Origin of the sequence: uncultured Massilia sp. (assembly GCF_913773735.1) — a bacterium.
Lineage (GTDB): Bacteria > Pseudomonadota > Gammaproteobacteria > Burkholderiales > Burkholderiaceae_D > Telluria.
On the sequence record NZ_CAJYEB010000035.1, the window covers coordinates 1 to 12,333 of the forward strand.

General features: G+C 67.9%; 10 protein-coding genes and 1 pseudogene. 4 read left to right on the forward strand and 7 right to left on the reverse strand.

Annotated features, from left to right (window positions below; all coding sequences use genetic code 11):
* Nucleotides 1-465: 465 nt before the first annotated feature.
* The 3 genes and pseudogenes from QZ749_RS17435 (at nucleotide 466) to QZ749_RS17445 (ending at nucleotide 2,822) form a co-directional block, all read left to right on the forward strand.
* Nucleotides 466-894 (forward strand): hypothetical protein, encoded by a 429-nt coding sequence (locus QZ749_RS17435; protein WP_296949377.1) that lies wholly within the window; start codon nucleotides 466-468, stop codon nucleotides 892-894.
* Nucleotides 895-1,004: 110 nt separating this feature from the next.
* Nucleotides 1,005-1,801 (forward strand): annotated as a pseudogene (locus tag QZ749_RS17440) (IS5 family transposase); the annotation flags it as partial.
* A 103-nt stretch (nucleotides 1,802-1,904) separates the two neighbouring features.
* Nucleotides 1,905-2,822, forward strand: coding sequence for a PLP-dependent cysteine synthase family protein (locus QZ749_RS17445; protein ID WP_296949379.1), 918 nt, complete (start codon nucleotides 1,905-1,907; stop codon nucleotides 2,820-2,822).
* Between the two features lie 13 nt (nucleotides 2,823-2,835).
* On the opposite strand, the gene QZ749_RS17450 is transcribed toward QZ749_RS17445, so the two are convergent.
* A complete protein-coding gene (locus tag QZ749_RS17450) occupies nucleotides 2,836-4,203 on the reverse strand; it encodes an amino acid permease (RefSeq protein ID WP_296949380.1) in 1,368 nt (455 codons plus the stop codon).
* 219 nt (nucleotides 4,204-4,422) lie between these two features.
* On the opposite strand from QZ749_RS17450, the gene QZ749_RS17455 reads away from it, so the two are divergent.
* Entirely contained in the window at nucleotides 4,423-6,804 is a 2,382-nt protein-coding gene (locus QZ749_RS17455; protein ID WP_296949382.1) for an outer membrane beta-barrel family protein, read from the forward strand.
* A gap of 7 nt (nucleotides 6,805-6,811) precedes the next feature.
* Here the strand turns inward: QZ749_RS17455 and QZ749_RS17460 are convergent, their stop codons facing one another.
* The 6 genes from QZ749_RS17460 to hmgA all read right to left on the reverse strand — a co-directional run bounded on the left by QZ749_RS17460 (nucleotide 6,812) and on the right by hmgA (nucleotide 12,192).
* Nucleotides 6,812-7,513, reverse strand: coding sequence for an MBL fold metallo-hydrolase (locus tag QZ749_RS17460; protein ID WP_296949383.1), 702 nt, complete (start codon nucleotides 7,511-7,513; stop codon nucleotides 6,812-6,814).
* Nucleotides 7,514-7,516: 3 nt separating this feature from the next.
* Nucleotides 7,517-7,975, reverse strand: coding sequence for a DUF6691 family protein (locus QZ749_RS17465; RefSeq protein WP_296949384.1), 459 nt, complete (start codon nucleotides 7,973-7,975; stop codon nucleotides 7,517-7,519).
* Between the two features lie 10 nt (nucleotides 7,976-7,985).
* Entirely contained in the window at nucleotides 7,986-8,558 is a 573-nt protein-coding gene (locus QZ749_RS17470) for a YeeE/YedE family protein (RefSeq protein WP_296949385.1), read from the reverse strand.
* A 39-nt stretch (nucleotides 8,559-8,597) separates the two neighbouring features.
* The gene (locus tag QZ749_RS17475) at nucleotides 8,598-9,392 is read right to left on the reverse strand and encodes an OBAP family protein (RefSeq protein ID WP_296949386.1); all 795 of its coding nucleotides are present in this window, start codon (nucleotides 9,390-9,392) and stop codon (nucleotides 8,598-8,600) included.
* Between the two features lie 43 nt (nucleotides 9,393-9,435).
* Nucleotides 9,436-10,776 carry a hemolysin family protein gene (locus QZ749_RS17480; RefSeq protein WP_296949388.1) on the reverse strand — a complete coding sequence of 447 codons (1,341 nt, stop codon included), beginning with the start codon at nucleotides 10,774-10,776 and terminating at the stop codon, nucleotides 9,436-9,438.
* Nucleotides 10,777-10,911: 135 nt separating this feature from the next.
* Nucleotides 10,912-12,192: a homogentisate 1,2-dioxygenase gene (gene hmgA, locus QZ749_RS17485; protein WP_296949718.1), complete on the reverse strand. Its 1,281-nt coding sequence runs from the start codon at nucleotides 12,190-12,192 to the stop codon at nucleotides 10,912-10,914.
* Nucleotides 12,193-12,333 lie beyond the last annotated feature (141 nt).

A 12,333-nucleotide genomic window follows, 5' to 3' on the forward strand; every position in this document is an offset into this window, starting at 1 on the left:
GCCCACGATCGGTCACTTGCTTGACCGCCGCGATCTTGAATTCTTCCGTGTACCGCTTCCCACTCATGTTGACTCCTTTTGCCTAGAATTATGGCTCAGAAGTATCTAGCATAGTGGTGGCGATTCAGTCGTCACGTTGTGACCAACCACGCTGGTTCTTGCAATAGCATTCAGAAGGTCCGCTTCTGGTCCACAGCTGCCTGTCGTAACAGTCCGAAAGTTATTAGCTCGGCAATATGATATGCTGCCTGACTGGGTCGAGCGGCTGGAATCAGCCCAGGCTGTGTAAAAACGCAAAACCTTGAAATTTTCATGGGTAGGGTGACCCTTCCCGACCTTGAGAAAATCGCGCAGCGGCCGTTCTGAGAGGTCGATTTTTTTGTTGGACGATGTTTCTCGCGTTTTTACACAGCCTGGGCCAGGAGCCGACATTCAAATGATCACTCAAAGAGGTTAATGCACCCTATGAAAATCTCTTTCTCGTGCAAACATATTGCTAGCATGTGGATGTTTTTCCTTGCAGCCTTGGTACACGGGCAGGAACTCGACTCTCTCTGGGAGCTACGGGTGATGGACATGAACAATCGGGTCAAAGTTGAGGCAACGATCCGATTTTCGAATGAACCTGCCCAGTCCTGCATGGGTAGTGACTGGAAGCGTATCGTCGTTGAGACAAAAGACGATCGGGCCGAAGACTTTTTCCCGCTGGATAGCCCGCTTGCTTACAAACTAGAACGCGGTACGCTAACACTTGGCCGGACCCATGTATGTGACGGATATTTATTTTTGACTGGAAAACAGGAAGGCACAATCATTCGGGGCGACTACAATGCTGTAGGCTGGGGTAATAAGAAACTGGGTTCATTCTCATTAAAGAAAATCGAATTGCGATAAATCGTCGAGGTTTGTAATACGTGCTTCGTCCGATTCGGGTCGATAGCGGACGTACGCGGCCTCAGTCCGGGCACTAACATGGCGTCCGTGTTCGTAGACAGACTGATGCCATGGCCCGAGCACTTCTGCCCGAAGACCTGTGGTCGCTTATGGAAGGCCATCTCCCAATCCACCATCGATCGTCTAAAGGGGCGGCGGCCACGCATTGATGATCGCGCGGCTATGACGGGAATGCTGTTTGTCCTCCTGACCGCAATACCCTGGGAGGACCTGCTGCGCGAACTCCGCTGCGGCAGTGGCATGACATGCTGGCGTCGCCTTCACGAACGGATGCGTGTCGGCGTTTGGCAGCGCGTCCACAAACGCGATTCTCCGACGGCGCCGGGAGCACGACCAGAGCATGTGGGATCGAGCTTGCGTTGACGCTGCAAGCGTACTGGCACCCGCCGGAGGCGAGCACGCGGGCCGCAACCCAACCGACCGCGGCGAACCCGGAAGCAAACACCATTTGCTGGTGGACGAGCGTGGGCTTCCACTAGTCGCTCGGATTTCGGGCGCGCAGGGACACGACGCGCGTTTCCTCATCCTTTTGGTAGCGTCAATCCCGGCAGTGAAAGGACCGGCACGTTCAGTTCGCAAACGTCCAGGCAAGTTGCATGCTGATCGCGCATACGCTTCGAAAGCCCATCGGGCCTGGTTGCGCAGTCGAGGCATCGCAGTTCGGTTTGCGCGTGATGGCGTGGAGTCGCGCGAGAGGCTTGGCCGCTGGCGCTGGGTCGTCGAGCGAACCTCGGGTTGGCTGCATCCCTTCCGCAGATTGCGCATCCGACATGAGCGGCGGGCAGACATGCATCGGGCGTTCTTGTCGCTTGCCTGCCCGCTGATCCGTTGGCGGTACTTCGGCCGGTGTTATCAGGCGCTCCAAGGGCGCGCGCACGATTCGCCGCACATGCCAAACCCGCTATCCTTGTGCTAGTCTTTCTGGTGAGAAACCCAACGAAAGGCGACGCATGGCTTCCCAGGTGAAGGCTTCCGTGATGGAGGCGATCGGCAATACCCCCGTGGTCCGGCTCGGGCGACTGTTCCCGCACGCGCACGTGGTGGCGAAGCTCGAATTCATGAACCCCGGCGGCAGCGTCAAGGACCGCATGGTGCGGCACATGCTGCGCGGCCTGCCGGAAGGTGCGCGGCGCGTGGTGGAGAGCTCGTCCGGGAACACCGGCGCCGCGCTCGCGATGGCCAGCGCCGTGCTCGGCCTGCGCTGCGACGTGACGGTCCCCGATACCACCAGCACGGAAAAGGTGAAGCGGATCCGCGCCTACGGCGCCGACGTGCACCTGTGCGCGCCGGACGGCGCCGGCGACCCGGCGCGCGGCTACCATGCGGTGGCCGAAGGCATCGCGCGCGACGAAGGGGCGCACTACCTGGACCAGTACTGCTCGGAACACAACCGCGACGCGCACTACCGCGACACCGGCCCGGAACTGTGGGAGCAGCTGGCCGGCGAGATCGACGTGTTCGTCTGCGGCATCGGCTCGGGCGGCACGATCTCCGGCATCGGCCGCTACCTCAAGGAGCGCCGGCGCGACATCGCGGTGGTCGGCGTCGAGCCGCTGCACTCGGCCTACCGCGGACTGGTCACCGACGAACCGGCGAGCGGCGCCTACGCCACCGTCGTCGAGGGCGTGGGCAAGCGCCAGCCGTCGCGCAGCTTCGATCCCGCCGTCGTCGACGACGTGGTGCAGGTGGCCGACGACGACGCGCTGGCCTGGTGCCGCCGCCTGGCCGCCGAGGAAGGCATCCTGGCCGGCGGTTCGAGCGGCTGCGTCACCGCCGGCATCGCCCGGCTCGAGGGCGCGCTGCGCGGCAAGCGGATCGCCACGCTGTATCCGGATTCGGGCGCGTTCTACCTGTCCAAGTACTTCTGACCGGTGCGCCGGTTCACGCCGTGGCCTGGGCGCGTCCCCTGCGCCGCTCGGCCAGCACGTAGCCCATCCACAGCACCAGCAGCCAGGCCGGGATCAGCCATACCGACAGCAGCAGGTCCGGCGACCGGGTCATGATGACGACGATGCCGGCCAGGTACGCCAGGCACAGCCAGTTGGTCAGCGGGTAGGCCGGGCTGGGGAAGGCGGTGGCCTGGCCCGCGGCGCGCTTGGCGGCGCGAAAGCGCAGGTGGCTCCAGCTGATCATGGCCCAGTTGATCAGCATGCCGCCCACGGCCAGGCCCATCAAGAGGCCCAGCGCCTTGCCCGGCAGCGCGTAGTTGACGCCCACGCACAGGGCGGTGGCCAGCGCCGACACGCCCAGCGACGCCAGCGGCACGCCGCGCTCGTTCACCTTCAGCAGCGCGCGCGGCGCGTGGCCCTGCACGGCCAGGCCGTACAGCATGCGGCTGTTCGAGTACACGCAGCTGTTGTAGACCGACAGCGCCGCCGTCAGCACGACCAGGTTCAGCACGTGGGCGACGATGCCGGCGTCGAGCGCCTTGAAGATCAGTACGAAGGGGCTGGCGCCCGGGACGATCTGGTTCCACGGATACAGCGACAGCAGCACGGCCAGCGCGCCGACGTAGAACACCAGGATGCGCCACAGGGCCTGGTTGGTCGCGCGCGGGATCGAGCGGGCCGGGTCGGCCGCCTCGGCCGCCGTGATGCCGATCACTTCCAGGCCGCCGAACGAGAACATGATGATCGCCATCGACATCACCAGCCCTTCGAATCCGTGCGGGAAGAAGCCGCCGTGGCGCCACAGGTTGTCCACGCCCGCCTGCGGACCGGCGCCGCCGCTGGCCAGCAGGAAGATGCCGTAGACGATCATCGCGACGATGGCGGCCACCTTGATCACCGAGAACCAGAATTCGCTCTCGCCGAAGGCGCGCACGTTGATCAGGCTGATGCCGTTGGCGAGCACGAAGCAGCCCAGCGCCGACACCCAGGTCGGCACCGACGGGAACCAGTACTGCACGTAGATGCCGACGGCGGACAGTTCCGCCATGCTGACGAGGACGTACAGCACCCAGTAGTTCCAGCCCGAGACGAAGCCGGCGAAGCGCCCGCAGTACTTGTCGGCGAAGTGGCCGAAGGAGCCGGCGACGGGCTCGTCGACCATCATCTCGCTGAGCTGGCGCATGATCAGGAAGGCGATGAGGCCGGCGACGGCATAGCCCAGCAGCACGGCGGGGCCGGCGATCCGGACGGTTTCGGCCACCCCCAGGAACAGGCCGGTGCCGATGGCGCCGCCGAGGGCGATCAGCTGGATGTGCCGGCTCTTGAGGCCGCGGTGGAGTCGAGAATCGTCGTTTGCCATGCTGCGCTAGCTGATAGGAAAGACAATGATTCTAAAGGAAACGGCCGCCGGTGTGACCGCCCGCGCGGCTTTTACGTTCTTTTACACGCGGTAATCATGCTGGCGGCGTGGGCAGGTCTTACAATGCGCAACGTTTCCAGACCAGAAACAGCCACAGGCGCCCGGCACGCCCCCTCTCCGGCCGGAGCGACGACGAACACACCATTACCGTAACGACCCATGTCCCAAGCGAATCGTCTCATCCACAGCAAACAGGCGCAGGCCGGCACCGGGGCGTCGCCGCGCCAGCGCGTGCTCTACCTCGCCGTCGGCCTCGCCCTGTGCGAGTTCGGATCCGCCGTGCCGGCGCTGGCGCAGAGCGCCACAGCGCCGGCCCCGGCCGCGGTCCCCGCCGCCGCCGCCACCACCGCAGCGCAGGCCGCGCCGGCGGCCGCCACGACGGCGCCCAAGGTGGTGAACGTGGTCGGCGAGCGCCCGACCAACCGCATCGACCGCCAGGTCTACGACGTCAAGCAGGACATCAACGCGAGCAACGGCAGCGCCGCCGACGCCCTCGGCAACGTGCCGTCGGTGGCGGTGGACCCGGACGGCACCGTGTCGCTGCGCGGCAGCACGAACGTCCAGATCCTCGTCGACGGCAAGCCCTCGGCCATGCTGCAGGGCGACAACCGCGGACCGGCGCTGCAGGCCATGCCGGCCGACGACATCGATTCCGTCGAGGTGATCAACAATCCCGGCGCGGAATTCGGCAACGAGGGCGGCGGCGGGCCGATCCTGAACCTGGTCATGAAGCGCAACCGCAAGCCGGGCGGCTTCGGCGTGGCCAACGCCAACGTGGGCACGGCGGGGCGCTACAACGCGGCGCTGAGTGGCTCCTACAATACCGGCCGCTGGGGCTTCCAGGGCGGCGTCAACGTCCGCCACGACGGCCGCAACTCGACGTCGGACAGCGAGCGCGAACGCGTCGATCCCCTTACCGGCGACACCCAGCGCAGCACCACCGCGTCGTCCAGCGCGGGCCTGAACGACAATACGGGCGCGCGCGGCCAGGTGTCGTACAACCTGGGCCAGGACGACACGCTGGAGGCGAACTTCGCCGTGATGAAGCGCACCAACGACCAGGAGGGCCTGGACCGCTACCGCGTGGTCGACGAGGACGGCACGCCGACCAGCGACTACTACCGCAGCACCCAGCGCAGCGGCGACAACACCAACAAGATGTTCGGCGCCCGCTGGGACCACAAGGGCGAGAAGCTGGGCGAGTCGTTCAAGATGGACCTGCGCGTGTCGGACAGCGACACGAGCAACGCCACCGACTACGCCAACCGCTACCTGGTGCTGCCGCCGTTCGCGGCCGACAGCCGCAACCTGCAGGACGACGCCGGCGCGACGAAGATCGTCGACTACACCGGCGACTACGAGCGCCCGCTGGAGAGCGGCGCGATCCTCAAGCTGGGCTGGAAGCTGTACGACAACCAGACCGATGCCGACCGCCGCTACTACGACTTCGACCTGGCCACCGGTGCGCAGACCCTGAACGGCCGCCGCACCAACGCCTTCGCCTACGAGGAACGCGACACGGCGCTGTACACCAGCTACCAGTGGCGCGTGAACGAGCGCTGGGGCGCGCTGCTCGGCCTGCGCGCCGAGCACACCGACATGGACATCGGCGCCGGCAGCAGCGGCACGGCGGCCGCCGGCAACAGCTACCTGAACTGGATGCCGAGCGCCTTCGCCACCTACAAGCTGGACGACAAGACCAACCTGCGCTTTTCCTACGCGCGCCGGATCCGCCGCCCGCAGCCGAACGACCTGAACCCGTTCGTGCGCTACGTGGACGAGTTGAACGAATCGAGCGGCAACCCGTTCCTGAAGCCGGTGAAGACGGATTCGCTGGAAGTGGGCTACGAGACCAAGGCGGCGGGCCTGGACGCCAACGTGCGCGCCTACTACCGCAACGACAGCGACATGATCCGCAGCCGCCAGTACGCGGTGAACGACACGGTGATCCTGACCACGCAGGAAAACGGCGGCAGCAACCGTTCCGGCGGCCTGGAATTCACACTGAGCGGCAAGCTCACGCCCAAGCTGTCGATCAACACCAGCGGCAACGTGTTCTTCGCCCAGCAGCAGCAGATCGACATCACCGGCGCGGAGAACAAGCGCAGCGCCACCTCGCTGAACGTGCGCGGCCGCTTCACCTACCAGCTGACGCCGCAGGACATGGTGCAGCTGATGCTCAATGCCCAGGGCAAGACCCTGGCCGGCGCCGGCTACCGCCAACCCAGCGCCACCGCCAATGTGACCTGGAAGCGCAGCCTGACGCCGGCGCTGTCGCTGGTCGCGACGGTGACGGACCTGTTCGACTCGCAGAAGATGGAGACGATCACCGACTCGGCGACGCTGAAGGAACACACGATCCGGCGCTTCGACGGCCGCATCGTGTACGTGGGCCTGTCCTACCGCTTCGGCGGCGTGCAGTCGCGCCGCGAGGGAGCGGACGGGGAGGGCTGGCGCCGCGGCCCGCCGGGCGGCATGGGCGGTCCACCGCCGGGCGGACCGGGCGGCGGCTTCGGCCCGGGCGGCGGTCCCGGCATGTGAGGCGCCGTCACGCCACGTGCGGCAGCCCCAGGTTGCGGTTGGCCGGCAGCGCGACGTCGATCAGCTTCGGCTGCGGCAGGTTCAATGCCGCCATCAGCGCCACGAAGTCGGCGCGCGTGCCGCCGGCCAGGCGCGCGTTGTGGCGCTTTTCCCAGCCGATCGTCGTCACCGACTGGCCCTTGTAGTCGTGGCCCGGCCAGACCCGGGTAGCGTCCGGCAGCGCGAACAGGCGCGTCGTGATGCTGTCGTACAGCGCCTCGGCGCTGCCGCCCTGGAAGTCGGTGCGGCCGCAGCCGTCGATCAGCAGGGTGTCGCCGGTGAAGACGTTGCCGCGCCAGACGTAGCACATGCTGCCGGCCGTGTGGCCCGGCGTGTGGAGCGCGGCGATGGTTTCGCCGGCGCCGAAGCGCAGCACGTCGCCGTCGCGCAGCTGCACCTCGGCCGGCGGGATGCCGCAGCCGCTCGGCACGGCGGCGCGCGCGCCCGTCAGCTGGCGCAGCCGGCCGGCCGAGGTGACGTGGTCGGCATGCGCGTGGGTCTCGAGGATGGTGGCCAGGCGCAGGCCCAGGCGCTCGATGTGGGCGAGGTCGCGCTCCCAGTGCTGGTCGACGGGATCGATGATCACGGCCTCGCCGTTTTCCGGTCCCGCCAGGATGTAGGTGAAGGTCGACGACGCGGCGTCGAACAGCTGGATCGGGTTGATGTGCATGGCTTACTCTCCTGGTCTGGCCGCCGGCGGCGGCAGGCCGGCCGCGTGCGCGGACCGGATGCGTTCAAAGACCTCGAATAGTGCCATGCCGGCCACCATCGCCGCAACGAACATCAGGGTGGGCCTGCCGCCGACGGCCAGCGCGGCCAGCGCCGGACCGGGGCAGTAGCCGGCCAGGCCCCAGCCGGCGCCGAACGCCAGCGCGCCCAGCACCAGCCGGGCGTCGATGCCCGCGGCGCCGGGCAGGTGCACTTGCCCGCCCAGCAGGGTGCGGCCGCGCGCGCCGGCCACGCGGAAGGCCAGGGCGGCGACGGCGATGGCGCCGAGCATCGTGAACAGCAGCGACGGGTCCCACCGTCCCGCCAGGTCGAGGAAGGCCAGCACCTTGGCCGGGTTGGTCAGGCCGGAGAGGATCAGGCCGGCGCCGAACAGCAGGCCGGCGAGGAAGGCGGTGAGCGGCATGGCGGCGCCTTCAGGCGAGGACGTGACGCGTCACGAAAACGGTGGCGAAGCCGGCCAGCATGAAGCAGGCGGTCGCGACCAGCGAGCGGGGCGACAGGCGCGCGATGCCGCACACGCCGTGGCCGCTGGTGCAGCCGGAGCCGAAGCGGGTGCCGGCGCCCACCAGCAGGCCCGCCACCGTCAGCAGCAGCGGCGAGTGGTCGATCTGCGCCGGCGGCATGGCGCCGACCGCGAGCCAGGCCAGCGGCGCCACGAACAGCCCCAGCAGGAAGGCGCCGCGCCAGGCGACGTCGCCCCTTGCCGGGCGCAGCAGGCCGCCCAGGATGCCGCTGATGCCCGCCACGCGGCCATTGGCCAGCAACAGCAATGCCGTGGCCAGCCCGACCAGGATGCCGCCGGCCAGCGCGGACCAGGGCATGGAGTGTTGCCAGTCGATCGTCATCGTGTCTCTCCTCGTCGTCCGGTGTGACGTGCCATGCTGTCTTTGATCGCCACGACGCGCCGCCGTTCTTCCTCTGGTAGTTGCAACTAACCGACAGGCGGTGCCGCCGACTGGAAAAGCGGCCCGCAGGGTGGGGGGCAACGTCCCGACACGAACCCTGGTGCGCGCCGGGAGCGCAGCCTAGCGCCCGTCGTCCACCACGCCGGGGATGTCCTGCGTCGGCCGCTGGAACCTGCCCTTCAGGTCGTCCACTCCCGACTGCGGCTTCGCCAGCGGCCGCAGGTCCGCCCGCTCCTTGCGTTTTTCGGGCGTGCGGATCTTCAGCCGCGTGTCGCGCTCTTCCTGCACGTTCGGCAGGATCTCGCCGTCGCGGTTGAACGACCAGGCCAGTTGTGGCGCGCCCAGGGGCAGGGCGTCGCCGCGCTTGCCGTTGTAGCCGGTGTTCCACAGGTGCCAGGTCTTGCCGTAGCTGTTCATCTTGCTCTTCATGAGCGCGTGTTCGGCCGCGTCCGGCAGTCCCGGCGCGACCAGTTGCCCGGACAGGATCTCGCCGTTGTGCGGATGCCAGTACTGGCGCTCGGCCGCGGGCAGGGTGGCGAACAGCTTCTCGGAAATGATGTACTCGATGCCGGTCAGGTTGGCCGTCCTGGTGTTGCCGTCGAACAGGGCGCACTGGGCCAGGTCCTCGTTCAGCTGGTGGCAGAAGTGGTGCGCCTCGATCTGCTGTTCCGGCGCCTGCTTCATCGGGTGGAAGCCGACCAGGTAGACGTCGAAGCCGGCCAGCGGCGCATTGCCCTGCAGGACGCGGGCCCCGGCTTCGAGCATGCGGGTGCGGGGACGCTTGGCGTCGCCGGCGGGGGCGACCTGCGGTGTCGATTGCTGGGCGGCGGCCTCGGCGCCGGCCAGGGCGGCCACGGCAGCCAGGGCGGCGAGGGCGGCCGGGAGGGCCGCCGCGGTACGGCATCGGGTAGTCATGGGGCGTCTCCGGCAGCGTGGCGATGCCGGAGATCGTAGCGGCTTACGCCTGGCGACGCCGCTCGCTTGGCGGCGTGTCCGCCGGCGACGCGTCCGGCGCCACCAGCAGGCGGTCGATGCGGTTGCCGTCCATGTCGACCACCTCGAACAGCCAGCCGCGCCAGGTCAGGCGGTCGCCGGCCTTGGGGATCACGCCCATCTGGTACAGCAGGAAGCCGGCCAGCGTGTGGTAGGCGCCGGTGTCCTCGTCGGGAAAGGCGATGTCGGCGCCGGTCAGGTCGCGGAAGCGGTCCATGACCATGCCGCCGTCGACGAACCAGCTGCCGTCCTCGCGCTGGACGGCGTCCGGATGCTCGGCGTCCTCGCCGGTGCTGACCTCGCCCACCAGCGCGCTCATCACGTCGGTCAGCGTGACCATGCCCTGGATGTCGCCGTACTCGTCGACGATCATCGCCAGTTCCACGCGGTGCTTCTTGAGCTGCTCGAGCAGGTCGATCGCGCTCACGGATTCCGGCACGTAGACGATCGGCTCGACCGCGGCGGCGATGTCGATCGCGTCCAGCGACTGCTTGCGGATCGCCTGGCCGAACAGGTTGCGCGCGCGCACCACGCCCAGCACCTGGGAACGGTCGCCCTGGTGCACCGGGAAGCGGCTGTAGGGCGACTCCGCGATCAGCGCCAGGTTGTGCGCCAGCGGCTGGTTCAGGTCGATGTATTCGAGGTCGACGCGCGGCGTCATCAGGGCGCGCAGGTGCCAGTCGTCCAGGCGCAGCGCGCGCGCGGCGATATCGTACTCGGCCTTCTCGAACACGCCGGCCGCGGTGCTCTCCTTGATCATGCCGGTGACGTCTTCCTCGGTCGGCGTCTCGTCCTTGGTGCGGTGCATGCCGATCAGCCGCATGATGGCGTCGGTGGTGAGCGACAGCAGGCGCACGAACGGGTGCATGACGCGCGACAGCAGGTTCAGCGGCCGCGCGATCAGCGCCGCCATCGTTTCCGGATACAGGATCGCGATGCGCTTGGGGACCAGTTCGCCCAGCACGATGGAGACGAAGGTGATGCAGATGACGACGATGGCCAGCGCGATCCAGTGGGCGGCCTCGGCGTCGATGCCCAGGCCGGCGACGAACGGACCGAAGCGCTCGACCAGCGAGGCTTCGCCGAACGCGCCGGTGAAGATGCCGATCAGGGTGATGCCGACCTGCACCGTCGACAGGAAGCGGCTGGGATCCTCGTGCAGCCCGAGCGCGGTGCGGGCGCCGGCGCTGCCGTCCTGGGCCATGCGCTCGAGCCGCAGCCGCCGGGACGACACCACGGCCAGCTCGGACATGGCGAAGACCGCGTTGAGGAGGATGAGGGCGAGGATGATGAAGATGTCTGACATGCGGTACCTGGTCGAAGCGGAACGGCCCGTGCCGTCCCTCGTTTCCCGGATGATCGCATGCCCGCCGCGGCGCGCCAACGGCTACCCGGCCCTCCGGCCGGGTTTTGCCGATTTTTTTTCGGGCTTTGCCGGTATTTACGGGGTGTTCGGGTCAAAATGGCGCCCGATGCCGGCCCAGCAATCCTGGTAGTCGCGTTGCCGCAGGGGCGAGGCCAGCGCCTGCCCGGTGGCGACGATCGGCGTGCGCGTCTCGAACATGAAGGCCATCGTGTCGGCCACCTTGTGCGGCTTGCTGGTGTCGGCCGCGCTGGCCTTCTCGAAGGTGGCGGCGTCGGGACCGTGGCCGCTCATGCAGTTGTGCAGGCTGGCGCCGCCCGGCACGAAGCCCTCGGCCTTGGCGTCGTAGGCGCCGTGGATCAGGCCCATGAACTCGCTGGCGACGTTGCGGTGGAACCAGGGCGGGCGGAACGTGTCCTCGCCGACCAGCCAGCGCGGCGGGAAGATCACGAAGTCGAGGTCGTCCACGCCGGGCGTATCGGTGGGCGAATGCAGCACCAGGAAGATCGACGGGTCCGGGTGGTCGTAGCTGATCGAGCCGATGGTGTTGAAGTGGCGCAGGTCGTACTTGTACGGCGCGTAGTTGCCGTGCCAGGCGACGACGTCGAGCGGGGAATGGCCGATCCGCGCCGCCCACAGGTGGCCGGAGAACTTGGCCACCAGCTCGAAGTCGCCCTCGACGTCCTCGTAGCGCGCCTGCGGCGTCAGGAAGTCGCGCGGGTTGGCCAGGCCGTTCGCGCCGATCGGGCCCATGTCCGGCAGGCGCAGCAGGGCGCCGAAGTTCTCGCACAGGTAGCCGCGCGCGGCGCCGTCGGGCAGCGACACCGAGAAGCGCACGCCGCGCGGGATCACGGCGATCTGCTGGGGTTCGACTTCCAGCAGGCCCAGTTCGGTGGCGATCGCCAGCCGGCCCTCCTGCGGCACGACCAGCAGCTCGCCGTCGGCCGAGTAGAAGTAGCGGCCCTGCATCGAGCGGTTCGCGGCGTACAGGTGGATCGCGCAGCCGCGCATGGCGGCGGGCGAACCGTTGCCGGCCATCGTCACCCAGCCGTCGATGAAGTCGGTGGGGGCCGCGGGGATCGGCAGCGGACTCCAGCGCATCTGGTTGGGCGAGGCCGCCAGGCCGTCGAAGCCGGCGACGATGCCGGCGTGGTCGATGCGGGCGAACGCGCCGTGCATCGCGCCGGGACGGATCCGGTACAGCCAGGAGCGGCGGTTGTGGCTGCGCGGCGCCGTGAACGCCGTGCCGGACAGCTGCTCGGCATACAGGCCGTAGGCCACGCGCTGCGGCGAGTTGCGGTGCGCCGGCAGCGCGCCGGGCAGCGCCTCGGTGGCGAATTCGTTGCCGAAGCCGGACATGTAGCCGGGATGGCCGGTCGCCGGGACCGGTTGCGCGAGGGCCTGTTGCGGGGCGTTCAAGAAAGTCTCCTGTCGGTGTCGTGTTTTTACTGTAGGGGAGTTGCGCGGATTTTACGAGATGAATATAAAAATGTAGACTAT

Coding starts and splice junctions, on each gene's coding strand:
- hmgA (WP_296949718.1), bottom strand. CDS start 12,192: ATGTCCGGCTTCGGCAACGAATTCGCCACCGAGGCGCTGCCCGGCGCG.
- QZ749_RS17455 (WP_296949382.1), top strand. CDS start 4,423: ATGTCCCAAGCGAATCGTCTCATCCACAGCAAACAGGCGCAGGCCGGC.
- QZ749_RS17475 (WP_296949386.1), bottom strand. CDS start 9,392: ATGACTACCCGATGCCGTACCGCGGCGGCCCTCCCGGCCGCCCTCGCC.
- QZ749_RS17435 (WP_296949377.1), top strand. CDS start 466: ATGAAAATCTCTTTCTCGTGCAAACATATTGCTAGCATGTGGATGTTT.
- QZ749_RS17445 (WP_296949379.1), top strand. CDS start 1,905: ATGGCTTCCCAGGTGAAGGCTTCCGTGATGGAGGCGATCGGCAATACC.
- QZ749_RS17450 (WP_296949380.1), bottom strand. CDS start 4,203: ATGGCAAACGACGATTCTCGACTCCACCGCGGCCTCAAGAGCCGGCAC.
- QZ749_RS17465 (WP_296949384.1), bottom strand. CDS start 7,975: ATGCCGCTCACCGCCTTCCTCGCCGGCCTGCTGTTCGGCGCCGGCCTG.
- QZ749_RS17460 (WP_296949383.1), bottom strand. CDS start 7,513: ATGCACATCAACCCGATCCAGCTGTTCGACGCCGCGTCGTCGACCTTC.
- QZ749_RS17480 (WP_296949388.1), bottom strand. CDS start 10,776: ATGTCAGACATCTTCATCATCCTCGCCCTCATCCTCCTCAACGCGGTC.